Genomic DNA, 22,841 nt, shown 5'->3' on the forward strand with positions numbered 1-22,841 from the left:
TCAACTATATCTGGCGCGGGGCGATACAGTTTCCACAAGATGCGTATAGCTGGCGGGCCGATTTCGGCTAGGATCGGCCCATGATCGCCGCCCTGTCCCTGATTCTGGCCTTCCAGCTTGCCGGAGAGGCCCTGTCCCGCGCCCTGGACCTGCCGCTGCCCGGCCCCGTGGTGGGCCTGTGCCTGCTGGTCGCGGCCTGCGTGCTGCGCCCGTCCCTGGCCGACCGGCTGCGGCCCACCGCGCAGGGGCTGCTGTCGCATCTGTCGCTGTTCTTCGTTCCGGCGGGCGTCGGCGTCGTGGCGCATCTGCCGGTGCTGCGCGAACACGGCATCGGGCTGGCGCTGGCGATCCTGGGATCGACGGTGCTGGCCATCGCGGCCGGGGCGCTGGCCTTCCAGGCGGTGGCGCGCTGGACCGGCTCGGTCGATCCCTCGGGGGTCAAGGGGGACGGCGATGGCTGATCCGCTGCTGATCTGGTCCTATCTGGCCGAAGGGCCGCTTCTGTGGTTGACCGCGACGTTGGCGGCCTATGTGATCGGCGACGCGCTGTTCCGCGCGGCGGGGCGGCAAAGCTGGGCCAACCCGGTGCTGATCGCGGTGATCCTGCTGGCGGCGCTGCTGGGGGTGACGGGCACCGATTACGCGACTTATTTCGAGGGCGCGCAGTTCGTCCATTTCATGCTCGGCCCCGCGACGGTCTGCCTGGCGCTGCCCTTGTACGACAACCTGCCCCGCGTCCGCCGCGCCTTGTGGCCGATGCTGGCGGGGCTGTGTGTCGGGTCCGGGGTGGCGATGGTGTCCGCCCTGCTGATCGCGCGGGGGTTCGGAATCGGGGGTCCGGTGCTGGCGTCGCTGGCGCCGAAATCGACCACCGCGCCCGTGGCCATCGGCATCGCCGAACGGATCGGAGGCCAGCCCACGCTCACGGCGGCGCTGGTGCTGCTGACGGGGATTTTCGGGGCTGTGGTGGTGACGCCGCTGCTGAACGCGCTGCGGGTGCGGGACTGGCGGGCGCGAGGCTTTGCCGTGGGGGTCGCCGCGCATGGGATCGGGACCGCGAGGGCGTTCCAGGTGAACGAGACGGCGGGGGCGTTCTCAGGGATCGGGATGGGGTTGAACGCGGTTCTGACGGCGGTGATCGCGCCGGTGGTGGTGGGGTGGCTGGGGGGATGATATTTCGCTATCGCATTTTGCAGGTGGTGCATGTGACACATGCACCACCTGCAAAAATCTAACTACAGCCTTGCCACTGCCTCATCAAGAGCAGAATTGGCGTTGTCTAAATATTCTTTTTTGACTTGAACACGATGACCATTGACCGTCTGCTTACCAACTCTAACCCGCGACATAGGCTGTCCTTTTGCAAATGCAACCACGCCCGTTGTTCCAAAATCACGCATTTCAACAAAACCTTTTGATATGGAAGTAAAGTTGAATATTTCAGGATTTGTCTTCAGTAAGCCTTTTACATCTTTCTCAATTGCTATTAGTACTGCCGCGTAAGCTGATGCAGCTCCCATATATTGCGTCAGGCGATTCTTCATTATGAGATGAACTTTTGGAAGCTTTCGTCCAGCATCTTTTAGCCTAGTTGCAAAAGCAAAGGCTAGATAAATATCCGAGGGAAGCTTTAATCCATAAACCAAAGAGAATGCGTTTTGAATGGCTCGCCGAGAGGAATCATCTGCCATAACAGGCAAAACCAACAAATCCGCTGCGGCTAGTGCTATTTGTGTGTAAAGTGAAAAACTGGGATTGCAATCAAAAAATATGACATCATATTCACTTTCAATCGGCGAAATGAAGTCTTGTAGCCAGTCGATTACTTCAATCCAAGGGTTTGAGCCAGGGATCTGGTTATTAGCAAGAGTGTTAACGGCATTGGCTTGAAGCTCAAGGAGCGGATCGCCACACACCAGATCAATGTTGGTAGGAATAGCTCCATTATGAGAGTTAGGATGAGTAATAAAATCTGAAGGAGAAAAAACAGGCACAGTATAAGGCGACGGCAACCGAAGTTGGAAATATCCTCCGATGCTACACCTAGGAACTAGTCCTTGCTGCGCAAGAAGCTTATCACTTCCTTTATTGTTAAGACCTCCAAGCATTAACTCAGATAAATTGGCCTGTGGGCAAACATCAATTGCAAGGATCCGCTCTTTTGGATGTTTTTCAGCATAAAGCGTTATAGATTGGAAGGCCAAACTAGTTTTGCCAGTCCCACCCTTGTTATTCCAGAAGGCATATTTTTTTGTCATCTTCAAGTTCCAACGTGAGCCATCGACATCAAGTGTCAAAAAGGGACTTTATCACGTCCATTTTGGACACGCAAGCGTCAAAAATGGACAGACTGGCAGCTTGCGTTTGCGTAGTAAGAAAGTGGAGAAAATTCTCCTACGTGTTTGGCCTAAACGCCCTCACCTTCCCTGCATCCGTCTCGATCCTCACTGCCCCGATCAGGTCCAGACAATACGGCACCGCCGCGAACACCGCATTCAAACACGTCGCAATCGCCCCTGGCTTCCCCGGCAGCGTGATGATCAGCGTCGCGTCCCGGATCACCGCCGTTTGCCGCGACAGGATCGCGGTCGGCACCTCGGCCAGCGAGGCGCGGCGCATTTCCTCGCCGAAGCCGGGCAGTTCCTTTTCGGCCACGTCGGCCACCGCCTCGGGGGTCTGATCGCGCGGCGCGGGGCCGGTGCCGCCGGTCACCAGGATCAGGTCGGCGCCCCCCTCGACCAGTTCGCGCAGGGTCGCGGCTACGCCTTCGCGGCCGTCGGGGATGATGGTGCGGGTGATCTCCATGGGCGAGGTCACCACGGCGCGCAGCCAGGCCTCGGCGCCGGGGCCGCCCTTGTCCTCGTATTCGCCGCGCGCGGCGCGGTCCGAAACGGTGACGATGGCGATGCGGGCGGGTCGGTCTGTCATGGCGCGGGCCTTTCGCTGGTCGCCGCCACTGTGGGACAGGTCCGGGCAAAAGAAAAGGCCGCGGGGGATGCCGCGGCCTTCGGTCCAGACAGGGGCTGTTACTTCGCCCGCGCGTTCCGGTTCGCGACCAGCTTCAGCCGCAGCGCGTTCAGCTTGATGAAGCCCGCCGCGTCCTTCTGGTCATAGGCGCCGGCGTCGTCCTCGAACGTCACATGCGCCTCGGAATAGAGCGACTGGTCCGACCAGCGGCCGACGCAGGTGGCAAGGCCCTTGTAGAGCTTCAACCGCACCGTGCCGCTGACATGTTCCTGCGACTTGTCGATCAGGGCTTGCAGCATCTCGCGTTCCGGGCTGAACCAGAAGCCGTTGTAGATCAGTTCGGCATAGCGCGGCATCAGGCTGTCCTTGAGGTGCCCGGACCCGCTGTCCAGCGTGATCTGTTCGATCCCGCGATGGGCCTCCAGCAGGATCGTCCCGCCCGGCGTTTCATAGATGCCGCGCGACTTCATGCCGACGAAGCGGTTTTCCACGAAGTCCAGCCGCCCGATGCCGTGCTTGCCGCCAAGCTCGTTCAGGCGGGTCAGGATCGTGGCGGGCGACAGCGCCTGGCCGTCGATCGCCACCGCATCGCCGCGCTCGAAGGTGATTTCCACGAATTCCGGCGTATCGGGCGCGTCCTCGGGGTTCACGGTGCGCTGATAGACGTAATCGGGCGCCGCCTCGGCGGGGTTTTCCAGCGCCTTCCCCTCGCTTGAGGTGTGCAGCAGGTTCGCGTCCACGCTGAACGGCGCCTCGCCGCGCTTGTCCTTGGCGATGGGGATCTGGTTCTGCTCGGCGAATTCGATCAGCTTCGTGCGGCTGGTCAGATCCCACAGCCGCCAGGGCGCGATCACCTTGATCGAGGGATCCAGCGCATAGGCCGACAGCTCGAACCGCACCTGGTCGTTGCCCTTGCCGGTCGCGCCATGGGCCACCGCGTCGGCGCCGTGCTGGTGCGCCAGTTCCACCAGCCGCTTGGAGATCAGCGGCCGCGCGATGGATGTGCCCAGCAGATACAGCCCCTCATAGACCGCGTTGGCGCGGAACATGGGGAACACGAAGTCGCGCACGAACTCCTCGCGCAGGTCTTCGATGTGGATGTTTTCCGGCGCGATTCCAAGCAGTTCGGCCTTCTGGCGCGCGGGTTCCAGTTCCTCGCCCTGGCCCAGGTCGGCGGTGAAGGTGATGACCTCGCAGCCGTATTCGGTTTGCAGCCACTTGAGGATGATCGAGGTGTCCAGCCCGCCCGAATAGGCAAGGACGACTTTTTTCGGCGCGTCAGACATGCGGTTAACCCTTCGGCAAAGTTTCCGGGGCAATAAGGCAGTTGGCGCGTTGTCACAAGGGCCGGAGGCGGGATAGAACGGTGTTGTTGATGAGGGGCATTTGATGCAGGCATTTCGTATTCTGGCGCATGCGCTGCGGCAGGTCTTCGGGAATTTCCGGCAGGCGTTGGTGATGTCGGTTCTGCCTTTGATGGTTGGTCTTGCGGCCGGGCTTGGGCTCTTCGTCATTGGTGCATTTGCACACAGACAAGACGGCTCTGTCGGCGGCTTCCTCTTCACGGTCTTTTTGATTCTTGTCCTGCTGATGGCTTGGCTCGCCGTGCGCTGGCATCGTTTCGTCCTGCTTGACGAATCCAAGAATCTTCTTGCCCCGCCCTCGCGCGCGGCCTTCTGGCGTTATGTCGGAACGATGGTGCTTACCGTTATCCTCATGATTCCGGCGATGCTTGTAACCATCGGTGTCCTCTACGCAGTGCACCAGGGCGGCATTCCTGCCCTGACGTTCATCGCCATCCTTGTGCTGTCCGTTCTGCTTTACGCCTTAACTTTGGTCTTGGGCACGGCCCTGCCTGGGGCGGCTGTCGGGGCGCACCGCCCTATCGGTGCTGCTTGGAGCGCGCTCAAACCGGCGGCAGGGACAATCGTGCTGCTGACGATCATGGGGCTTGTCAGCTATGAAGTGATCGAAGCCATGCTCGATATGTTCCTAGCCATCGGCCTGCCAACATCCCTGGTCGTGATCTTGTCGGCGATCGCTTACTGGCTGTCCACCTTTATCGGCCTATCCGTTGTGACCACCCTCTGGGGCCACTATGTCGAGGGTCGCCCCCTGCGCTGAACCCTTGCCAAACCGCCCGTTTGGCGTCATGCGCAAGCGCATGGAAAACACTGCCCCCACCCTCGCCGCCCCCTCTTTCGCCGATCTGGTCCGCAACGCCGAAACCGCCATCCGCGACCTGTTCGAACCGACGCCCTTGCAGCGCAACGACCATCTGTCGGCCCGATACGGCGGGGACATCTGGCTCAAGCGCGAGGATCTGACCCCGGTCCGCAGCTACAAGCTGCGCGGCGCGTTCAACGCCATGCGCAAGCGGGTGACGGCGGGGGCCGCGGGGAACGCGCATTTCGTCTGCGCCAGCGCGGGCAACCATGCGCAGGGCGTGGCCTATGCCTGCCGCCATTTCGGGGCCAGGGGCACGATCTTCATGCCGGTGACGACCCCCCGCCAGAAGATCGACAAGACCAAGGTCTTCGGCGGCGACGCGGTCGAGATCGTGCTGACCGGCGACTATTTCGACCAGACGCTGGCCGCGTCCCAGGCCTTTGCCGCCGAACAGGACGCGCAGTTCCTGGCGCCCTTCGATTCGGCCGATGTGATCGAGGGCCAGGCGACCGTCGGCCTGGAAATCTTGGAGCAGTTGGGCGGCGCGCCCGATCTGGTGGTGCTGCCGGTGGGCGGCGGCGGGCTGTCGGCCGGGATGACGCGCTATTTCGCCGAGAGGGCGCCCGACACGCGTTTCGCCTTTGCCGAACCCCTGGGCGGGGCCAGCCTGCAGGCGGCGCTGCAACAGGGCGCGCCGGTCGCGCTGCCCGCCGTGGACAATTTCGTCGATGGCGCGGCCGTGGCCCGCATCGGCGCCCTGCCATTCGAGGCGCTGCGCCGGTTCAGCCCGCAGGACGTGCATCTGGCGCCCGAGGACCGGATCTGCATCACCATGCTGGAGATGCTGAACACCGAAGGCGTGGTGCTGGAACCTGCGGGCGCGCTGGCCATCGACGTGCTGGGCGATCTGGGCGACCTGACGGGCAAGCGGGTGGTCTGCGTCTGTTCGGGCGGCAATTTCGACTTCGAGCGCCTGCCCGAGGTCAAGGAACGCGCGCAACGCTTTGCGGGCGTGAAGAAATATTTCGTCCTGCGGCTGCCGCAGCGGCCCGGCGCCTTGCGTGATTTCCTGGAATTGCTTGGCCCCGAAGACGACGTGGCGCGGTTCGAATATCTCAAGAAATCGGCGCGCAACTTCGGGTCGATCCTGATCGGCATCGAGACCTCGGCGCCGCAGAACCTGACCACGCTCAAGGCGCGGCTGGATCATGCGGGCTTCGTCTATCGCGACATCACCAACGACGAGATCCTGGCCGAACTGCTGGTCTGACCCGCCCGAGACGATCCGCGCTTAACGGGGCCTTTACCGCCAAGGGGTTATCACCTTGGTCATGAAACGCCCGAATCACCAGATCCCGTCCGCTGCCCCACCCTCGGGCGCCCGGTTGATGCGGCGGGTGCTGATCGTCAGCGCCAGCTCCGCGCAGCGGCGCATCTTCGCGATTCAGCTTCGCCGCGCCCGTTACGAGGTGATGGAGGCCGCCTCGGTCGCCGATGCGCTGCGCCTGTGCCAGCGCAGCGAACCCGACATGATCCTGTCCGACTGGTCGTTTCCGGGGCAGGACGGGCTGGAATCGGGACTGGATCTGTGCCGGGCCTTCCGGGCCGGGGAACGGCGCAACTATGGCTATTTCGTGCTGCTCACCTCGGCCCAGGATCACCAGGATATCGCCCGCGGGCTGGAAGCGGGGGCCGACGATTTCCTGGCCAAGCCGGTCGCGCAACAGGAACTGCTGGCCCGTCTGGCCGCCGGAGAACGCATCCTGCGGGTCGAGGAGGATCTGCGCGCCAGCAATGCCCAGCTTCGTTCCGCGCTGGACAAGCTGCGCGACACCCAGGCCGCCATCGACCGCGACCTGACCGAGGCACGCAAGCTGCAACAGGGCTTGGTCAAGCAGCGGTCGGGGCGCTTCGGGCAGATCCAGCTGTCGCTGCTGCTGCGCCCGGCGGGCCATATCGGCGGCGACCTGGTGGGGTTCTTTCCGATCGGTCCGGAACGGGTGGGGATCTATGCGCTGGACGTGTCGGGCCACGGGGTGACTGCGGCGCTGCTGACTGCGCAACTGTCGGTGCATCTGTCGGGATCGGCCGATCAGAACGTGGCGCTGCGCGCGGCCCAGACCGGGACCGACGCCGTCAGCCCGGCTGCGCTCGCGCATTTTTTCAACAACATGATGCTGGAGGAGATGGCGACCGATACCTATTACACGATGATCTATGCCGATCTCGATCACACGACGGGCAGGCTGCGCATGGTCCAGGCTGGCCATCCCCACCCGGTGCTGCAACGCGCCGACGGCACCGTCCTGCCGCTGGGCAATGGCGGGATGCCCGTCGGCGTCTTCGAAAACCCGATCTTCGACGAGATCGACGTGATCCTGGAGCCGGGCGACCGGCTGCTGATCTGTTCGGACGGCATCACCGAGGCGACGAACCCCGGTGGCCGCCTGCTGGGCGACGACGGGGTCGAGGCGATCCTGCGCACCAACGCCTTCCTGGGGGGCCATGTGTTCCTGGAATCCATGGCCTGGTCGGTGTCGGAATATTGCCGGGGCGAACGCCAGGACGACATGTCCGCGGTGCTGATCGAATATCTCGCCCCGGCCGAGACGGTGCCGATGCCCCTGCGCTAGCCCGGATTTCCCACCGAGGACAGGTGCATCGGGGGCCTGTTCGCGGGAAAGTTCTTTTGCGGGAAAGACCTGCCCAGGAGCAGGAGCTTCCCCAGCCTGGACTTGTCGCGGCTTGGAGCCGCTCCTTTGGTCGAGGGGGACGACGATTGGCAAACGCCGCTGGCGCCTGCGACGCTGGAACTGGTCGAGGTCTGGGACGATGGGGCTTGGCTGGACATCACGCCCGGCGCCTTACCCTGGCGCGGCTATGACTTGCCAGGCAGCGGGCCGCACCGGATCACGGCAACAGTCGGCGGTGGCGCGGGCGCGAGTACCGCCGGATACTGCCCCCTCATTCGCCCATATCTGCCCGCCGCGCATTAAGGGGTTTCCGGGCGGCTACTCGCCCCGGTTGGCGTCAAGCTGGCCGGGGCTTCTTTATGGCGAAACGTCGTAGTAGTTCTTCTCATTCTTCAGGCAGTTTTCCCTAAGCAGGGCTGCGCAACGCAGCAACGAAGGTTCGTCGGTGCCGAAGCTTTCTTCCGAATGCCCGCACCTGTCGCATGTCACTTCGACACCTGCGACCGTGCCATAGTCGCCGTCCAAATCAACGTAGTCGGTCGTCGTAGATACTCTTGCCATAGCCGCCCCCATCGCAGACCATAATCGGAACATATACCGCATTTTGTCGGGCGTTGCATCAATCACGCAAGGGCTCGACACGCGAAAAGTACCGAAACGACGGGCGAAAGGGGCACGCATGTACAGCCGCAGTATCAAGGACCACCCGCTTTACATTCGCATGAAGCAGCTACCGCCCGAAGAAGTGGCGGCTTGGGTGTTGGGGGAAACCCCGATCGAAGAAGCAGAAGCAAAGGAACGGAAGGAAGCCTTCCGGCGTATCGCCAAGCACATTACCGCAGGCAAGGCCGAACGCACAAAGTACGGCTTCAACTCGGATACCAACGGCGAAATCGCCCGCGCGATGGAATGGGCGTTCAAGGCAGGCGTCAAAGTAGGGCAGTCTGCCGAAGGGAAGGCGAAGGCTTCAAAGAAGTAGAATTCACGTTTTCGTGATCGGTTCCGGGGCGCTTCGGGTCAAAAGGTACCCCGTGAAACTCTAGGCATTTCTTAGGCAGAAAAGTTGCGTTCTGAAATTTCTAGCAAAATCAATTACTTACGGTGAAAGGTGGCAGCCCGTAGGGGAGTCGAACCCCTCTTTTCAGGTTGAAAACCTGACGTCCTAACCGATAGACGAACGGGCCACTTTCTGGCGCAGCCCGTCTTTACGGGCGGCGTGGGGCGGTGTTTAGGCAAAGGCGCAGGGGGGCGCAAGCGTAAATTTCGAGTGCCGGACAAAAATCTTTGCGCCACGGCAAAGCCCGGGATTTCAGACCAGGGCGGCGCGGTCCGGGGCTGCCAGGGACGCCGCGACGAAGGCCGCGCAGCGGCGGTCGGCCTCGTTCTCGGGGCCCTGCCCCCAAGGGCGGAAGCGCAGGCGGAAGGCGGTCAGGCGGGTCGTGGGATCGGCGGGGGGATAGCCGATCCGGGTCAGGCTGTCCTCCAGCGGCAGGTCCGGTCCGCTGCCCCCCGTCAGGGCCAGCCCTTCACGCGCCAGGCGCCGCCAGTCGAAGCGCGGGCCGGGGTCGATCTTGCGGCCGGGCGCCATGTCGGAATGGCCGATCACGCCCCGAGGGCCGATTCCCCAGCGGTCCATGATGTCGCGCAGCAGCGCGGCCACGCCGTCCATCTGGCGCAGTGGAAAGGGACGGTCGCCAGGATTGGCGATCTCGATGCCGATGCTGCGGGAGTTCACGTCGTCGCGGCCCTGCCAGGCGCCCGCGCCCGCGTGCCAGGCGCGGCGATCCTCGGGGACCAGAGGGTCCGCGCGGCCGTCCTCGTGAACCAGCCAATGGGCGCTGACCTCGGCCACCGGATCGCACAGCCGGGTGCGGGCCTGGACCGCGTCCGCCATGCCGGTGTAATGCAGGACGATCAGTTCCGGGCGCTGCCCGCGCCTGTCGCCATGGTTGGGGCTGGGGAAAGCCGCGATCACAGCGGCGGCTGGCCGCCCGTCCGCATCGAGGGGGGAACGATCACGACCGGCGCGTTCGGGCTGCGGGCGGGGGCCGAGGCGGGCGCGGGCTTGACCACCCGCACCTTGCCGACGCCCATGGTCGCGGGAACCGGCACCGGATTGCGGCCCGCGATGTCGGCGCCGGTCGGGGCATAGAAGGGCCGCGTCACCGGAATGGTCTTGGGCGATTCCGCCCCCGTCACCAGGGCCGCCTCGCGCGTGGCGCGATATTCGCCATAGCGGGTCGGGGCGAAGTTGTAGTTGGGGTTCCAGCCCAGATGCTCGCCACAGCCGGCCAGGGCCAGCACCGAAAGGATCAGACAGCCGCGCATCATGCCTCCTGGATATGCCATCGACGCGACCCTACCACCAGCGATCGGGCTTGGCCACAAATCCCGCCGCGCGTTCCAGGACAAGGGCGTGGTTCAGCAGATCGCCCTCTTCGAAGGGGCGGCCGAACAGTTGCAGGCCCAGCGGCAGGCCCTGCTTGTCCAGGCCGACCGGCACCGCGATCCCCGGCAGCCCGGCCAGGTTCAGCGTGACGGTGAAGACATCGTTCAGATACATCTGCACCGGATCGCTGCTGTCCACCGACCCCAGACCAAAGGCCGCTGACGGCGTCGTCGGCGCCAGGATCGCGTCGATGCCGTCGGCGAAGGCCTGGTCGAAGTCGCGCTTGATCAGCGCGCGGACCTTGCGGGCGCGGTTGTAATAGGCGTCATAGAATCCCGCCGACAGGACATAGGTGCCGATCATCACGCGGCGCTGCACCTCGGGGCCGAAGCCCTCGGCGCGGGTCTTCTCGTACATCTCGACAATGCCGTCGCCCTGCCCCAGCCTGGCGCGGCGGCCATAACGCACCCCGTCATAGCGCGCGAGGTTCGACGACGCCTCGGCGGGCGCGATGACGTAATAGGCGGGCAGCGCGTATTTCGTATGCGGCAGGCTGATCTCGACGATCTCGGCCCCGGCCTCGCGCAGCATCTCGGCGCCCTTCTGCCACAGCGCGTCGATTTCCGCAGGCATTCCGTCCACGCGGTATTCGCGCGGGATGCCGATGCGCTTGCCGCGAATGTCGCCGGTCAGCGCAGCCTCGTAATCCGGGACCGGATGTTCGGCACTGGTCGAATCCTGCGGATCGACCGAGGCCATCGCGCCCAGCATGATCGCCGCGTCGCGCACGGTCTTGGTCATCGGCCCGGCCTGGTCCAGGCTGGACGCATAGGCGATCACCCCCCAGCGGCTGACCCGGCCATAGGTGGGCTTCAACCCCACGATGCCGGTGAAGGCGGCGGGCTGGCGGATCGAGCCGCCGGTATCGGTGCCGGTCGCGGCCAGGCACAGGTCCGCCGCCACCGCCGCCGCCGACCCGCCAGAGCTGCCGCCCGGCGTCAACTGCCGGTCATCGACCTTCCAGGGGTTCACCGCCGGGCCATAGCAGCTGGATTCGTTGGCCGAGCCCATCGCGAATTCGTCCTGGTTCAGCTTGCCCAGCAGCACCGCGCCCGCGTTCCACAGGTTCTGCGTGACGGTCGATTCATATTCAGGACGGAAGCCTTCCAGGATCCGGCTGGCGGCCTGGCTGGGCACGCCCTTCACGCAGAACACGTCCTTGATGCCCAGCGGAATCCCGGTCAGCGAGGTGGCGTCACCCGCCTTGATCCGCGCATCCGCGGCCTGGGCCATCGCGCGCGCGATGTCGGGCGTCTTGTGGACGAATGCGTTCAGCGCGCCCGCGCCTTCAATGGCGGTCAGGCAGGCTTCGGTCAGGTCCAGGGCGGTGGCGTCGCCCTTGCGCAGCGCATCGCGCGCCTCGGCGATGGTCAGGCTGTTCAGATCGGTCATTCCACCACCTTCGGCACGGCAAAGAAGCCCTCGCGCGCGTCGGGGGCGTTGGAGAGGATCTTGTCGGCCATCTCTCCGGTGGTCACGACATCCTCGCGCCGCTTCAGGCGCATGGGGGTGACGCCGGTCATCGGCTCGACGCCGGTCACGTCGACCTCGTTCAGTTGCTCCATGAAATGCAGGATGCCGTTCAACTCTCGCGCCAGGGCGGGCAAAGCGGCGTCATCGACCGCGATGCGCGCCAGATGGGCGACCTTGCGGGCCTGATCCTCGGTGATCGACATGACGTTTCCTTTCGTTGGCCGGGGTTTACAGCCCCCGGCGCGCCCCTGCAAGAACCGCGCGCGTCACCGGCGTGGCGCGTCTTTCCTTGAAAGATCTGCGGATTCCCGTATATATCTGCGGATGACCCCCGATCTTGCGATGAATCCCGAAACCATGCGCGCCGCAGCCGATCAGGCCAGCGGGCTGTTGAAGTCGCTTGGCAACCAGCACCGGCTGATGATCCTCTGCGCGCTAGCCCAGGACGAGAAATCCGTGGGCCAGCTTGCGGCCCTTCTGGGCATCCGCGATTCCACCGTGTCGCAACATCTGGCGATCCTGCGCCGCGACCGCATCATCGCCGGGCGCCGCGACGGCCAGACAATCTGGTACCGGATCGACAGCGACCCGGCGCGCCGGGTGATGCAGGTTCTGTACGACGCCTTTTGCGGACCACAGGACGCGGCGCCACCGGCTGCGGGCAGCCCCGGGGACGCAGCCTAACGCGCCAGAACGGCCTTCAGCACCCGCGTCAGATCCGCCTTCGGGGCCGTGCTTTTCGTGATGGCGCGCCAGGCGACGTGGTGGTCGGGGCGGACAAGCAGGCAGCCGTCGTCGCGGATCTCGGACAGGCGGGCCCAGTCGCCGCTGTGATCGACATAGGCCTGGCGCGGGCCGATGACATGGGTGGCGATCTCGATCCCCAGTTCGGCGGCCAGCGCCTCGGCCGCCCGCGCCCAGTCCTCGCCGCCCAGGCCGGTCAGCAGCGTGAACCGGCCGTGCCCGCACAGGTCCAGCGTCGAGACCTCGGCCCCGGTGTCGTGGCGATAGAGCCAAGCGTGGGGCAGCCGCGCGCCCGGCCAGGTCGTCGGCTGGTAATGCAGGTCGGCATCCAGCGCGAAGGCGGGTTCGATCTGGCCGTCCGTCACCACCGCATCCGAACGGTAACGCTGGTTCATCTCGACCCCGTGGGCGTCGAATTCGTATTTCTTGAAGGCGATGGCCTTGCGGATCGCCTCGCGCTGCTCCTCGGCCTGGGGGGTGCCCTGGGTGCGGGCTTGCAGGTTCTTCTGCATCTGCTCGGGGCTGACGCCTTCGGCCATGCCAAGTGCTGCGAAGATCGGGCCGGTTTCGGCGATGGACTGGTTGGCGCGGGTGACGATCTGTTTCGCAATCGGCGCGCGCTCGGCGTCATAGCTGTCCAGCAGCCGTTCGCCCGCCTGTCCCCTCAGCACCATCGCCAGCTTCCAGGCCAGGTTGAAGGCATCCTGGATCGAGGTGTTCGACCCAAGCCCGTTCGACGGCGGATGGCGGTGGATCGCGTCGCCCATGCAGAACACCCGGCCCTGGCTGGTGCGGGTCGCGTAATAGTTGTTCACCGTCCAGGTGTTCGCGGACAGAAGCTCGATTTCCAGATCCGGATCGCCGATCAGCTGGCGCGCGACGCCGGTGGCGAATTCGGGCGTGACCTCGGGTTCGGGGCCGTTGATGTCATAGCCCCAGACGATCAGCCATTCGTTCCAGGGCCGCACCATCCGCACCAGCCCCATGCCGATGCCGCCGACATCCGCGCCGGGCTGCATCACCCAATACAGCACGCTGGGCCGATGGGCGACGTATCGCGACAGATCCGCCCGGAACAGGATGTTCATGCTGCCGCCCACGCCCATCCTGCCCTCGAACGGCAGGCCCACATGGTCCGCCACCAGCGACTTGCCGCCATCGGCGCCGACCAGATATTTCGAGCGGATGGTGAATTCGCGGCCCGTCAGCCGGTCCAGGCAGGTCGTCGTCACCCCGGTCGCGTCCTGGTCGTGGCGCAGGTATTCGGTGGACATGCGCGCCTGCGTGCCGCGCTGGCAGGCGGTCTTGAACAGCAGCGGTTCCATGAAGGTCTGCGGCAGGTCGTTCATCTTCGTGGGCGAGGACATCAGGTGTTCCGCCTTGGACAGCGGATGGTTGCCCCAGGCCTTCATCCGGCCGATCTCCTCGCCCGCCAGGCTTTCGCAGAAGATGTTCTCGCCCATCAGTTCCTGGTGGGTGGCGAACAGATAGGCCTCGTCCTCGACCTCTCGGCCCAGGTCGCGCAGCACCTCCATGGTCCGCTGGTTGGTGATATGGGCGCGCGGCGTGTTGGCCAGCCAGCGATAGCGGTTCACCGCCATGTTGGCGATGCCGTAGCTGGACAGCAGCGCCGCCGTGGCCGAGCCTGCGGGGCCGGTGCCGATGATCAGCACATCGGTGGAAATGTCTGCCATGAAGTCCTCCCAAGGATATGCAGCAGCGGGGCGGGCCTCCCTGCCCGCGCCCAAGGATCAGGTGGCGGGCCGGTCGCCCGCCCAGGCGGCCTGCAACAGGCCGCGGATGCCGTCGCGCGTCACCGGGCGCGGGTTCCAGTACGGGTTGGCCGAAGCCAGGTCGGCCGCCCGGTCCAGGTCGGCTTCCTTCAGCCCCAGGTCGCGCAGCGCCAGGGGCGCCCCGGCGTCGCGGGCGAAATGCCACAGGCCCAGACCCGGATCGCCATGGCCGAACAGATCCGTTACTGGCGCCAGCAGGTCGGGCACCGCAACCGCGTTGAACGCCAGCGCATGGGGCAGGATCACCGCATGGGTTTCGGCATGCGGCAGATCGAAGCTGCCGCCCAGCGTGTGGCACAGCTTGTGATGCAGCGCCATGCCGACCTGTCCCAGCACCGTCCCGCACAGCCATGCGCCATACAGCGTCTGCCCCCGCGCGGACACATCATAGGGCCGCGCCGCCACCTGGGGCAGGCTGTCGCGAAAGGCGCGCAGCCCCTCGACCGCCATCAGCGAGGACAGGGGCGAACGGTCGCGCGCGTAAAGCCCCTCTGCCGCATGGGCCATCGCGTTCAGGGCACTGGTCACGGTCATCCCGACCGGCAGGCTGGTCACCAGTTCGGCGTCATAGAGGATCACCTCGGGCTGGACCTTGGGGCTGGTCAGCGTGGTCTTCACGCCGTTTTCGGTCTGGCCCAGGATCCCGGTCGCCTCGGACCCCGCATAGGTGGTGGGCACCACGATCTGCGGCAGGTCGGTGCGCAGCGCGATGGCCTTGCCCAGGCCCGTGGTCGATCCCCCGCCGACCGAGACCAGCACATCCGCCCCCAGGTCGCGCGCCACTGCCGTGGCCTGTTCGGAAATGTCCACCGGCGTGTGCATCGCCGCGCCGGTGAAGCGGCCGACCGCCGCGCGCCCGCACAGCGCCGCGAAATCGTCGGCCAGGGCGGCCTGCTGCGGCGTGGTCAGGATCAGCGCCCGGCGGGCGCCCAGGGCCTCGATCTCCTCGGCCACCGCCTTGCGGACGCCTGCGCCGAAACGCACGCGCACCGCAGCGCTGCGCGCGGTGAATTCGTCGCGGTAAAAGGACATGGTCGCTCCCTCTTTCTTGCGGATAAGTCTATTTCGGCGAAACAGGAATATTGATCGGATATGCGCGCCGTAATATAGCGTCATGCTATGAAACTCGACAGCGAACACCTGGAGATCCTGGCGGCCATCGTCGAACAGGGCGGCCTGACCGAAGGGGCCGAGGCCTTGGGCAAGTCGCAGCCCTCGGTGTCGCGGTCGATGGCGCTGTTGGAGGCGCGGATCGGTCTGCCGCTGTTCGAGCCGGGGCGCCGCCCGCTGCGCCCGACCGAACTGGGCGCCAGCCTGGCGCGGCTGGGCAGCCGCATCCACCGCGCCAACAAGGAAGCCAGCCTGCTGGTGCAACGCTATCGCCAGGGGCTGGCGGGGCGGCTGCGGGTCGGCGGGTCGCCGATCTTCATGGACGGGGTGGTCGCCTCGATGATCGCGGAGTTCCAGTCGCGCCATGCCGATGTGCAGATCGACCAGTCCTATGGCTATCTGAACCAGCTCGAGGCCGGGCTGCGGAACGGCGGGCTGGATGTCGCGATCCTGCCGCTGCATCCCGGACAGGTGCCGCCGGATCTGGAATTCACGCCGCTGCTGTCGGGCAACAACGTGATCACCTGCCGCGCCGGTCATCCGCTGACCCGCACCCGAGGCATCACGCTGAACCATATCGCGCCCTATGCCTGGATCGCGCCGCCCATAGACAGCCCGCTGTATCGCGACCTGCAACGGGCGCTGAAATCCATCGGGCAAGAGGATTTCCGCGTGAACTTCTCTGGCGGGACGCTGGCCTCGATCCAGTCGGTGCTGGCGGGCTCGGACGCGCTGACGGTGCTGCCCTATTCGGTGGTGTTCCTGTCGCGCCGCACCATCCCGCTCGAGGCGCTGCCGCTGAAGATCGACCATGCCGAACGCCAGTTGGGCATCCTGCGGGTGTCCGACCGCCAGTTGCCCCCTGCGGTGCGGCAGTTGACCGCGTTCCTGCTGGCCGAATGCCAGCGGTTGCAGGCGCGGATGGACCATGACCAGCAGATCACCCGGCGGCGCGGCTGATCATTTCAGCGCCACATAAGTCGCGGCATCAAGCTGGGCGATCCTGACCGCGACCGTCAGGCCGCTGGCCCGCGACAGGCTGTCGCGCGTCCCGGCCGCCACCTGTTCCAGCCGGTCGCGCGTCCGCGACGGGCGCGGCATCAGGTGCAGTTCGGCATTGATCCTGGGCTGGTCCGGCAGCCCCAGCACCGGCAGCACCGCGAACTGGCAGGCGGCGGGCGCGACCTCCAGCAGATCGCACAGCATCTTGCGCAGGTCCGGCAGCAGGTCGGACACCGCCGGGCGCACGGCGTCATAGCAGGCCTGGTCGATATAGATCTTGACGTTGGGCATGGCGGCCTCAGACCGGAACCAGGACGAAATCGAAGGGCGACCGCCACAGCGTGTCGCCGCCCTCCAGCCGTTCATAGGGGGCGACCAGGGTGTCCTTGACGCCGAACACCGCATCCGAGGTCAGGTATTCGTCCCCGCCCACGAAGGTATGCGTCACCAGCCGCTGATAACCCGGCGCCGTGACCAGATAGTGCATATGCGCCGGCCGATAGGGGTGACGGCCAAGATGGGACAGCATCTGCCCGACCGGCCCGTCATCGGGGATCGGATAGCTGACCGGCTTGATGCCGACAAAGCTGTATCGTCCGTCCGGCCCGGTAATGAAGCGGCCCCGGTTGTTCCATTTCGGCTGGATGCCCGGCTGCTGCACGTCATAGAAGCCGTCGGCATTGTCGGACCAGACATCCACCGTCGCGCCTTCGACAGGGGTGCCGTCCAGATCCAGCACCCGGCCCTCGAACAGGCAGGATTCGCCCTTGCCGTCCAGACTGATGGAGTCGCCCATCTGGCGGATCGGCGCGCCGTCCACATGGAAGGGGCCGAAGACGGTGTTTTCGGTCGCACCCTGGGGGCGGCGGTTGTTGATCGCATCGACCAGCATCGACACGCCCAGCACGTCCGACAACAGGATGAATTCCTGCCGCTCCTCCGAACAGATCTGGCCGGTGCGGGTCAGGAAGCCGATGCCGTATTCCCATTCCTCTTGCGTCAGGCCGACATCCTTCACGAAGTCATGCAGGTGCCGGACAAGGCTTTCCATGACCGTCGCCAACCGGGGATCGGTTCCGGGGCCCATGCGGCCGTTCACGGTGGCGGTTGAATTGGCTTCGGTGAAATAGCTCACGGGTCTTCCTCCTCAGGATTCGGGTGTCGGGACGGGCCGGGGCGCGGCATGGGACAGCGGCACGGGATCCAGACCGGTGCGTTCGACGAAGCTGCCCCACAGGCCGCGGCGCGCGAACAGCATGATCGCGATGCCGATCAGCCCCAGGACGATCAGATAGACGGTGCCGTAATCGGCCAGCAGGGTTTGCAGGCCATAGAAGACCAGCACGCCGACGACCGGGCCAGGCAGCGTGCCGATGCCGCCGATCACGACGATGAAGATGACGAAGGCCGTCCAGTCCAGCAGCGAGAACGCCGCGTCGGGGGAAATCCGCCCGATCTGGATGAACAGAAGCCCGCCGCAGAGGCCGGTGCCGAAGGCCGTCAGCAGAAAGACCAGCGCCTTCAGGCGCACCGGGTCCACCCCGACCGACCGCGCCGCGACCGGATTGTCGCGCACCGCCTGCAAGCCCAGCCCCATGCGCGAACGCAGGAAGGCCCAGCTTGCCGCCAGCATCGCCGCCGCCAGCCCCAGGGCCAGCCAATAGGTCAGCGCATCGACCGCCGCCGCCTTCGATCCGCCGATCAGCGCGCGGATCGCCTCGATCCCCGGCATGTCCTGAACGGCGGCCTTCGGCAGCGCGGTTCCGGTGCCGCCGCCAAGCGCCTTCCACTGGCCAAGGGCCAGCCGGGCGATGTCGGCCACCGCCCAGGTGCCGATGGCGAAATAGGCGCCGTTCAGGCGAAAGGTAAAGAAGGCCACCGGCACGGACAGGGTCATGGCGGCCAGCCCGCCGACCAGAACGCCCGCCAGCGGATCCATGCCCCACAGGATGACGCAGGCGAACATCGCATAGGCGCCGATGCCGACGAAAGCCTGCTGGCCCACCGAGACCAGCCCGGCAAAGCCCGCCAGCATGTTCCAGTTCAGCGCCAGCACCAGCAGGCACAGCACCATGAACAGATCCTGCACCAGCGCGCGGCTGCCGATCACCGGCAGCGCCGCCAGCAGGACCACCGCCAGGATCAGCATCGCGGGAGGAAGCAGCGTTTTCATGGCCCACCCCTAGTCATTGGCGCGTGGAAACAGCCCGCGCGGGCGCAGCAGCAGCACAGCCACGAAGGCCAGGTGCCCCGCCAGAATCTGCCATTCCGGCTTCAGCGCCGCCCCCAAGGCCTGCGCCACGCCGATCACCATGCCCCCGGCCAACGTGCCCCACAGGCTGCCCAGGCCGCCGATGATCACCGCCTCGAAGGCGTAAAGCAGCCGCGCGGGTCCGGTCGAGGGGTCGAAATTCGCCCGCGCGCCCAAGTAAAGCGCGGCGATCGCCGCCACCACCAGCGCGATGCCGGTCGCCACGGCAAAGACGCGCTGCGGCCGGATCCCCATCAGCTGCGCCGTCACCGGATCGTCCGAGGTGGCCCGGAAGGCGCGGCCAAGCGCGGTGCGATAGAACAGCCGGTTCAGCCCGAAGATTACCGCCACGGCCGAGCCGAAGGTCACAAGCGGCATCACCCCCAGGTTCACCGGCCCCAAGGCCAGCGACTGCGCCTCGACGGGGCCGATCGGCAGCTTGCGGCTGTCGGCGGAAAACCCCATCAGCAGCGCGTTCTGGATCACCACCGACAGTCCGAAGGTGACCAGCAGCGGCGGCAAGATGTCCTCGCCCAGCACGCGGTTCAGAAGGGCGGTCTGCAACAGCCAGCCCAAGGCAAACATCGGCGGCAGCGCAAGGGCGGCGGCTAGGAAGGGATTCAGCCCGGTCGCCGTGCCGATCCCCAGGATCAGATAGGCCCCCAGCACGATCAGGTCGCCATGCGCCAGATTGACCAGCCGCATGATCCCGAAGACCAGCGACAGACCGGCCGCGAACAGGGCGTAAAGCCCGCCCAGCATCAGCCCCTGGATCAACGTGTCCAGCCAGATCATCCCTGTCTTACCCCGAAATAGGCATCATGGATCGCCTCGCGCTCCAGATCGGCGGGGGCGCCCGACAGGGTGATCCGACCCTCCATCATGCAATGCACGCGGGTGGCGACCTTCAGCGCCTGGCCGATGTCCTGTTCGACCACGACGATGGCGGTGCCGCTGTCGCGAATGGCCGGGAAAGCGGCATAAATCTCGCGGATCACCACCGGGGCGAGGCCCAACGACAGCTCGTCGCACAGCAGGACGCGCGGGTTCGACATCAGCGCCCGGCCGATGGCGACCATCTGCTGCTGGCCGCCCGACAGTGCGGTGGCGGGGTGGTCGGGGCGGTCGCGCAGCATCGGGAACAGGTCATGGATGCGCGGCAGCGTCCAGAAGCCGCTGCCCTGCCGGGCATGGGCGCCGATGCGCAGGTTTTCCTCGACCGTCAGGCTGGGGAACAGGCGTCGGCCTTCGGGGACCATGGCGACGCCCGCGCGCAGGATCTCGGGCGCGGCCATCCGGTCCAGCCGCTGCCCGTCCAGTAGGATCGACCCGCCCGTGACCCGCGCGATGCCGGTGATCGCCCGCATCAGCGTGGTCTTGCCCGCCCCGTTCGCACCGATGATCGCCAGGGTCTGGCCGGGATCCAGCGTCAGATCCACGCCGAACAGGGCCTGGAAATCGCCGTAATGGGCCGTCAGCCCGGTTACCTGCAACAGTGCGCTCATGCCTCGATCCCCAGATAGATCTCGCGCACCTCGGGGGCGGCCATGACCTGGTCGGGCGGGCCGATCATCAGCACCCGGCCGAAGTTCAGCACCATCAGCCGCGTGACCACAGCCGTCAGCGCGTGCAGCACGTGCTCGATCCACAGGATCGCGGTGCCCTCGGCGTGGATGGCGCGGATGGTGGCGACCAGTTCGCCGCATTCGGCCTCGGTCAGCCCGCCCGCGATCTCGTCCAGCAGGATCACGCGCGGCTTCGTCGCCATGGCGCGGGCCAGTTCCAGCCGCTTGCGGCTGAGCAGCGGCAGGCCGCCAGCCTTGCGGTCGGCCAGGCCCGCCAGCCCGGTGCGGCGCAGGATGTCCATGCAGTGGCCGGGCGCCTGCGCGGCATCGACGCCGCCGCCGAAGCGGGCCGCGACCAGCAGGTTTTCATAGACCGACAGGTGGTCGAAGGGCTGCGGGATCTGGAAGGACCGGCCGATGCCGCTGACGCAACGCTGCATCGGCGTTTGGGCGGTGATGTCGCGCCCGTCCAGGATGATGCCGCCCCGGTCGGGACGCAGGCTGCCGGTGATCAGGTTGAACAGCGTCGATTTCCCCGCGCCGTTCGGGCCGATGATGCCCAACGCCTCGCCGGGGGCCAGGTCGAAGCTGACCGCCTCGGCCACGGTCAGCGCGCCGAAGCGTTTCGACACGTCCCGCAGCGACAGAATTGCCATGGCTCCCCTCCCCTTCTGGCCGGTCTGCCTGGCACCACCCTAAGAGCGGATCAGGGCGATTTAGATCGGATGATCCGGCAGCAATATCGCCTTTCGTTATGAAGGCGCGACCGGGATGTCAGCGGAACACATCGCGCGGATCCTCGTCCATCAGCGTCAGGCTGGCATGGCCGTCCGCCGCCTCGCGCAGGCGATGCCACCGACGGTCCAGATAGATCAGCGATTCCCGTTCCGGCGCGCCGGGGGGATGGCCCGCCGCGCCTTCCAGCAGTTCCGCGACCACCACGGTCGCGCCCTCAACCGGCAGCGACCCGACGATCCGCCCCCGGAACCAGGTCGCCACGCCGTCATAGCGCGGCTCGCCCGAGGGCAGGCGCCGCCAGGGGATGCCGGGGCCGAAACGGTCCGCGCCCGGCGTCGCGCCAAGCTGCGCCAGCGCCAGATCGTCATAGCGCAGCAGATGGACGACCACCGCGCCCGCTTGCAACACCGCCGCCGTCGACCCCGACCGCGACGACAGCGAAAAGGCGACCGTGGGCGGTTCCGCGCTGACCGAGATCAGCGAGGATACGGTCATCGCCACGGGCCGGTCGCCCGGATCGGCGGTGATGACGGCCACCCCGGCGGGATGGCAGCGGAAAGCCTCGCGAAAGGCCTGCGAAAGCGGTTGGTCGGTCATCGGCGCGCTCCGGGTTTGGTGCCGGGCCAGGGTGCCCCGGCCCGGAAGATGGCTTACTTCTTCTCGATCAGGTCGTAGAACTGCCAGACCCGGTCGGACCACTGCCCGCCCAGGTCGCGCCCTGCCGAGGTGACCAGCGACGGCGCCACGGTGAAGTGGTTCGCCGCCACCATCATGTCGCGGAAGGTCCGCTGGATCACGCCCGCGCGCAGCCCCGCCCCGCCCGAGGCGCGATAGGCGAAGTTGCAGACATCGACGCCGACCTCGTGGATCTGCGCCTTGGCCAGATGGACCAGGCTGATCTGGCGGGTGGTCATCATCTGCCCGCTTTCGGCCAGATGCTCGATCTCGGCCCAGACCTCCATCACGAAGGCGCGGGCGGCGCGATAGGCGGCCTCGGCGCGGCCATAATCGTACCAAAATTTCTCGCTTTCGCCGATCAGCCCGGCGCGGCCGGACTTGGACCGCGCGAAGCCCGCGATCTCGTCCAGCATCCGCCGCCCGGTGCCCATCGCCCAGCCGGTATGACCGATGGCGGCAAGCCCGACGATTCCCAGGCTGAACAGTTCCTTCAGGCGCTGCGGCGGCGCGGTCAGGATCGGGAACACCAGATCCTCGGCGATGAACACATCCTCGGCGGAATAGTCGATGGACCCGGTGCCCTTCAGCCCCAGCACGTCCCAGTTGCCAAGCTGCTTGTGTTCCGGGATCGGCGCATGGGCGCACATGACGATGACATCGCCCGCCTCGTCCTTGGCGGGCTTGCCGGTGCCGTCGTCCACGAAGCAGGCCGAATGCGACCAGGTGGCGTGCGAAAAGCCCGAGCCATAGCTCCACTTGCCGGTCAGCGTGTATCCGCCCTCGACCTTCTTCAGCATCCCCAGCGGCGCGCCCTGGCCGGAAAAGCGGTTGTCGGTGCCCGGCGCGAACAGCCGTTCGACCGCGCTGTCGGGCAGGAAGGCCGCCGACATGGCGCCGATGCAGCAATGCACCATCGACACCCATCCGGCCGAGCCGGAATGATAGCTGACGGCCTCCAGCAGTTGCAGCACCTCGGTCGGGCGCATCTGCGCGCCGCCCAGTTCCTCGGTCGCCAGAAGATGCGAGAAGCGCAGGGGTTTCAGCAGGGCGAAGGTCTCGGGCGTCAGTTCGCCCGCCGCCTCGTCCGCCGGGGCATTGGCTTCAAGCTGCGGGCCGATCTGGGCGATCCGTTTCCGCATATCGCGGTAATCGACGGTCTTGCCCCAATAGCTGTGGTTCATGGGCTTGTTCATCTTGCTCCTCCTCCAA

At 66.0% G+C, this 22,841-nt stretch carries 25 protein-coding genes and 1 tRNA gene; 8 read left to right on the plus strand and 18 right to left on the minus strand.

All coding sequences use genetic code 11. The annotated features are described in order from the left end of the window. The first annotated feature begins 80 nt into the window (after positions 1–80). Both ACTJI6_RS11235 and ACTJI6_RS11240 read left to right on the plus strand, forming a co-directional pair. Positions 81–461, plus strand: coding sequence for a CidA/LrgA family protein (locus tag ACTJI6_RS11235; protein WP_440800741.1), 381 nt, complete (start codon positions 81–83; stop codon positions 459–461). Continuing rightward, positions 454–1,173, plus strand: a complete 720-nt coding sequence (locus ACTJI6_RS11240) for an LrgB family protein (protein ID WP_440800743.1) — start codon at positions 454–456, stop codon at positions 1,171–1,173. Before ACTJI6_RS11235 ends, ACTJI6_RS11240 begins: the two co-directional genes overlap by 8 nt. Before the next feature lie 62 nt (positions 1,174–1,235). On the opposite strand, the gene ACTJI6_RS11245 is transcribed toward ACTJI6_RS11240, so the two are convergent. The 3 genes from ACTJI6_RS11245 to ACTJI6_RS11255 form a co-directional block, all read right to left on the minus strand. Beyond that, entirely contained in the window at positions 1,236–2,258 is a 1,023-nt protein-coding gene (locus ACTJI6_RS11245; protein ID WP_440800745.1) for a ParA family protein, read from the minus strand. A gap of 136 nt (positions 2,259–2,394) precedes the next feature. Then, entirely contained in the window at positions 2,395–2,928 is a 534-nt protein-coding gene (gene mog, locus ACTJI6_RS11250) for a molybdopterin adenylyltransferase (RefSeq protein ID WP_440800747.1), read from the minus strand. A 98-nt stretch (positions 2,929–3,026) separates the two neighbouring features. After that, positions 3,027–4,253 carry an argininosuccinate synthase gene (locus ACTJI6_RS11255; protein ID WP_440800749.1) on the minus strand — a complete coding sequence of 409 codons (1,227 nt, stop codon included), beginning with the start codon at positions 4,251–4,253 and terminating at the stop codon, positions 3,027–3,029. Between the two features lie 103 nt (positions 4,254–4,356). Here ACTJI6_RS11255 and ACTJI6_RS11260 point away from each other — a divergent pair, with 103 nt between their 5' ends. The 4 genes from ACTJI6_RS11260 to ACTJI6_RS11275 all read left to right on the plus strand — a co-directional run bounded on the left by ACTJI6_RS11260 (position 4,357) and on the right by ACTJI6_RS11275 (position 8,808). Continuing rightward, complete coding sequence (locus ACTJI6_RS11260) at positions 4,357–5,091, plus strand: hypothetical protein (protein WP_440800751.1); 735 nt, start codon at positions 4,357–4,359, stop codon at positions 5,089–5,091. Between the two features lie 40 nt (positions 5,092–5,131). Further along, positions 5,132–6,406 (plus strand): threonine ammonia-lyase IlvA, encoded by a 1,275-nt coding sequence (ilvA, locus tag ACTJI6_RS11265; RefSeq protein ID WP_440800754.1) that lies wholly within the window; start codon positions 5,132–5,134, stop codon positions 6,404–6,406. Between the two features lie 61 nt (positions 6,407–6,467). Beyond that, complete coding sequence (locus tag ACTJI6_RS11270) at positions 6,468–7,769, plus strand: PP2C family protein-serine/threonine phosphatase (protein WP_440800757.1); 1,302 nt, start codon at positions 6,468–6,470, stop codon at positions 7,767–7,769. A gap of 739 nt (positions 7,770–8,508) precedes the next feature. Further along, a complete protein-coding gene (locus ACTJI6_RS11275) occupies positions 8,509–8,808 on the plus strand; it encodes a hypothetical protein (protein WP_440800760.1) in 300 nt (99 codons plus the stop codon). 130 nt (positions 8,809–8,938) lie between these two features. On the opposite strand, the gene ACTJI6_RS11280 is transcribed toward ACTJI6_RS11275, so the two are convergent. From ACTJI6_RS11280 to gatC, 5 genes are all read right to left on the minus strand, one after another. Beyond that, positions 8,939–9,013 (minus strand) — tRNA-Glu (locus ACTJI6_RS11280). A gap of 125 nt (positions 9,014–9,138) precedes the next feature. Continuing rightward, positions 9,139–9,804 carry an N-acetylmuramoyl-L-alanine amidase gene (locus ACTJI6_RS11285; RefSeq protein ID WP_440800763.1) on the minus strand — a complete coding sequence of 222 codons (666 nt, stop codon included), beginning with the start codon at positions 9,802–9,804 and terminating at the stop codon, positions 9,139–9,141. Beyond that, a complete protein-coding gene (locus ACTJI6_RS11290) occupies positions 9,801–10,157 on the minus strand; it encodes a hypothetical protein (protein ID WP_440800766.1) in 357 nt (118 codons plus the stop codon). Before ACTJI6_RS11290 ends, ACTJI6_RS11285 begins: the two co-directional genes overlap by 4 nt. Positions 10,158–10,188: 31 nt before the next feature. Continuing rightward, on the minus strand, positions 10,189–11,670 hold the full coding sequence (gene gatA / locus ACTJI6_RS11295; RefSeq protein WP_440800769.1) for an Asp-tRNA(Asn)/Glu-tRNA(Gln) amidotransferase subunit GatA: 1,482 nt from the start codon (positions 11,668–11,670) through the stop codon (positions 10,189–10,191). Continuing rightward, positions 11,667–11,954, minus strand: a complete 288-nt coding sequence (gene gatC, locus ACTJI6_RS11300) for an Asp-tRNA(Asn)/Glu-tRNA(Gln) amidotransferase subunit GatC (protein WP_275105776.1) — start codon at positions 11,952–11,954, stop codon at positions 11,667–11,669. The genes gatA and gatC overlap by 4 nt, the downstream gene beginning before the upstream one ends. A 121-nt stretch (positions 11,955–12,075) precedes the next feature. On the opposite strand from gatC, the gene ACTJI6_RS11305 reads away from it, so the two are divergent. Beyond that, the gene (locus ACTJI6_RS11305) at positions 12,076–12,435 is read left to right on the plus strand and encodes an ArsR/SmtB family transcription factor (RefSeq protein ID WP_440800772.1); all 360 of its coding nucleotides are present in this window, start codon (positions 12,076–12,078) and stop codon (positions 12,433–12,435) included. On the opposite strand, the gene ACTJI6_RS11310 is transcribed toward ACTJI6_RS11305, so the two are convergent. After that, entirely contained in the window at positions 12,432–14,189 is a 1,758-nt protein-coding gene (locus tag ACTJI6_RS11310) for an FAD-dependent oxidoreductase (protein ID WP_440800774.1), read from the minus strand. The genes ACTJI6_RS11305 and ACTJI6_RS11310 overlap by 4 nt on opposite strands. 57 nt (positions 14,190–14,246) lie before the next feature. Next, entirely contained in the window at positions 14,247–15,320 is a 1,074-nt protein-coding gene (locus tag ACTJI6_RS11315) for a maleylacetate reductase (RefSeq protein ID WP_440800777.1), read from the minus strand. 87 nt (positions 15,321–15,407) lie between these two features. Here ACTJI6_RS11315 and ACTJI6_RS11320 point away from each other — a divergent pair, with 87 nt between their 5' ends. After that, positions 15,408–16,358 carry a LysR family transcriptional regulator gene (locus ACTJI6_RS11320; protein ID WP_440800780.1) on the plus strand — a complete coding sequence of 317 codons (951 nt, stop codon included), beginning with the start codon at positions 15,408–15,410 and terminating at the stop codon, positions 16,356–16,358. Here ACTJI6_RS11320 and ACTJI6_RS11325 read toward each other — a convergent pair whose 3' ends face one another. The 8 genes from ACTJI6_RS11325 to ACTJI6_RS11360 form a co-directional block, all read right to left on the minus strand. Then, positions 16,359–16,691 (minus strand): hypothetical protein, encoded by a 333-nt coding sequence (locus ACTJI6_RS11325; RefSeq protein ID WP_440800783.1) that lies wholly within the window; start codon positions 16,689–16,691, stop codon positions 16,359–16,361. Positions 16,692–16,698: 7 nt separating this feature from the next. After that, complete coding sequence (locus ACTJI6_RS11330; RefSeq protein WP_440800785.1) at positions 16,699–17,535, minus strand: intradiol ring-cleavage dioxygenase; 837 nt, start codon at positions 17,533–17,535, stop codon at positions 16,699–16,701. 12 nt (positions 17,536–17,547) lie between these two features. Beyond that, positions 17,548–18,573: a branched-chain amino acid ABC transporter permease gene (locus tag ACTJI6_RS11335; protein ID WP_440800788.1), complete on the minus strand. Its 1,026-nt coding sequence runs from the start codon at positions 18,571–18,573 to the stop codon at positions 17,548–17,550. A gap of 9 nt (positions 18,574–18,582) precedes the next feature. Beyond that, positions 18,583–19,446, minus strand: a complete 864-nt coding sequence (locus ACTJI6_RS11340; protein ID WP_440800790.1) for a branched-chain amino acid ABC transporter permease — start codon at positions 19,444–19,446, stop codon at positions 18,583–18,585. Then, on the minus strand, positions 19,443–20,156 hold the full coding sequence (locus tag ACTJI6_RS11345; RefSeq protein ID WP_440800793.1) for an ABC transporter ATP-binding protein: 714 nt from the start codon (positions 20,154–20,156) through the stop codon (positions 19,443–19,445). The genes ACTJI6_RS11340 and ACTJI6_RS11345 overlap by 4 nt, the downstream gene beginning before the upstream one ends. Then, positions 20,153–20,872 carry an ABC transporter ATP-binding protein gene (locus tag ACTJI6_RS11350; RefSeq protein ID WP_440800796.1) on the minus strand — a complete coding sequence of 240 codons (720 nt, stop codon included), beginning with the start codon at positions 20,870–20,872 and terminating at the stop codon, positions 20,153–20,155. Before ACTJI6_RS11350 ends, ACTJI6_RS11345 begins: the two co-directional genes overlap by 4 nt. A 118-nt stretch (positions 20,873–20,990) precedes the next feature. Then, the gene (locus ACTJI6_RS11355) at positions 20,991–21,551 is read right to left on the minus strand and encodes a flavin reductase family protein (protein WP_440800798.1); all 561 of its coding nucleotides are present in this window, start codon (positions 21,549–21,551) and stop codon (positions 20,991–20,993) included. Positions 21,552–21,604: 53 nt separating this feature from the next. Then, positions 21,605–22,825: an acyl-CoA dehydrogenase family protein gene (locus ACTJI6_RS11360; RefSeq protein WP_440800800.1), complete on the minus strand. Its 1,221-nt coding sequence runs from the start codon at positions 22,823–22,825 to the stop codon at positions 21,605–21,607. Positions 22,826–22,841 lie beyond the last annotated feature (16 nt).

Origin of the sequence: Paracoccus sp. 22332, assembly GCF_052045125.1 — a bacterium.
Classification (GTDB): Bacteria; Pseudomonadota; Alphaproteobacteria; order Rhodobacterales; family Rhodobacteraceae; genus Paracoccus; species Paracoccus haematequi_A.

Excerpts from the sequence above, each read along its gene's own strand:
- ACTJI6_RS11235 (WP_440800741.1), top strand. The coding sequence starts at position 81 with ATGATCGCCGCCCTGTCCCTGATTCTGGCCTTCCAGCTTGCCGGAGAG.
- ACTJI6_RS11240 (WP_440800743.1), top strand. The coding sequence starts at position 454 with ATGGCTGATCCGCTGCTGATCTGGTCCTATCTGGCCGAAGGGCCGCTT.
- ACTJI6_RS11245 (WP_440800745.1), bottom strand. The coding sequence starts at position 2,258 with ATGACAAAAAAATATGCCTTCTGGAATAACAAGGGTGGGACTGGCAAA.
- mog (WP_440800747.1), bottom strand. The coding sequence starts at position 2,928 with ATGACAGACCGACCCGCCCGCATCGCCATCGTCACCGTTTCGGACCGC.
- ACTJI6_RS11255 (WP_440800749.1), bottom strand. The coding sequence starts at position 4,253 with ATGTCTGACGCGCCGAAAAAAGTCGTCCTTGCCTATTCGGGCGGGCTG.
- ACTJI6_RS11260 (WP_440800751.1), top strand. The coding sequence starts at position 4,357 with ATGCAGGCATTTCGTATTCTGGCGCATGCGCTGCGGCAGGTCTTCGGG.
- ilvA (WP_440800754.1), top strand. The coding sequence starts at position 5,132 with ATGGAAAACACTGCCCCCACCCTCGCCGCCCCCTCTTTCGCCGATCTG.
- ACTJI6_RS11270 (WP_440800757.1), top strand. The coding sequence starts at position 6,468 with ATGAAACGCCCGAATCACCAGATCCCGTCCGCTGCCCCACCCTCGGGC.
- ACTJI6_RS11275 (WP_440800760.1), top strand. The coding sequence starts at position 8,509 with ATGTACAGCCGCAGTATCAAGGACCACCCGCTTTACATTCGCATGAAG.
- ACTJI6_RS11290 (WP_440800766.1), bottom strand. The coding sequence starts at position 10,157 with ATGCGCGGCTGTCTGATCCTTTCGGTGCTGGCCCTGGCCGGCTGTGGC.
- gatA (WP_440800769.1), bottom strand. The coding sequence starts at position 11,670 with ATGACCGATCTGAACAGCCTGACCATCGCCGAGGCGCGCGATGCGCTG.
- gatC (WP_275105776.1), bottom strand. The coding sequence starts at position 11,954 with ATGTCGATCACCGAGGATCAGGCCCGCAAGGTCGCCCATCTGGCGCGC.
- ACTJI6_RS11305 (WP_440800772.1), top strand. The coding sequence starts at position 12,076 with ATGACCCCCGATCTTGCGATGAATCCCGAAACCATGCGCGCCGCAGCC.
- ACTJI6_RS11310 (WP_440800774.1), bottom strand. The coding sequence starts at position 14,189 with ATGGCAGACATTTCCACCGATGTGCTGATCATCGGCACCGGCCCCGCA.
- ACTJI6_RS11315 (WP_440800777.1), bottom strand. The coding sequence starts at position 15,320 with ATGTCCTTTTACCGCGACGAATTCACCGCGCGCAGCGCTGCGGTGCGC.
- ACTJI6_RS11320 (WP_440800780.1), top strand. The coding sequence starts at position 15,408 with ATGAAACTCGACAGCGAACACCTGGAGATCCTGGCGGCCATCGTCGAA.
- ACTJI6_RS11325 (WP_440800783.1), bottom strand. The coding sequence starts at position 16,691 with ATGCCCAACGTCAAGATCTATATCGACCAGGCCTGCTATGACGCCGTG.
- ACTJI6_RS11335 (WP_440800788.1), bottom strand. The coding sequence starts at position 18,573 with ATGAAAACGCTGCTTCCTCCCGCGATGCTGATCCTGGCGGTGGTCCTG.
- ACTJI6_RS11340 (WP_440800790.1), bottom strand. The coding sequence starts at position 19,446 with ATGATCTGGCTGGACACGTTGATCCAGGGGCTGATGCTGGGCGGGCTT.
- ACTJI6_RS11345 (WP_440800793.1), bottom strand. The coding sequence starts at position 20,156 with ATGAGCGCACTGTTGCAGGTAACCGGGCTGACGGCCCATTACGGCGAT.
- ACTJI6_RS11350 (WP_440800796.1), bottom strand. The coding sequence starts at position 20,872 with ATGGCAATTCTGTCGCTGCGGGACGTGTCGAAACGCTTCGGCGCGCTG.
- ACTJI6_RS11355 (WP_440800798.1), bottom strand. The coding sequence starts at position 21,551 with ATGACCGACCAACCGCTTTCGCAGGCCTTTCGCGAGGCTTTCCGCTGC.
- ACTJI6_RS11360 (WP_440800800.1), bottom strand. The coding sequence starts at position 22,825 with ATGAACAAGCCCATGAACCACAGCTATTGGGGCAAGACCGTCGATTAC.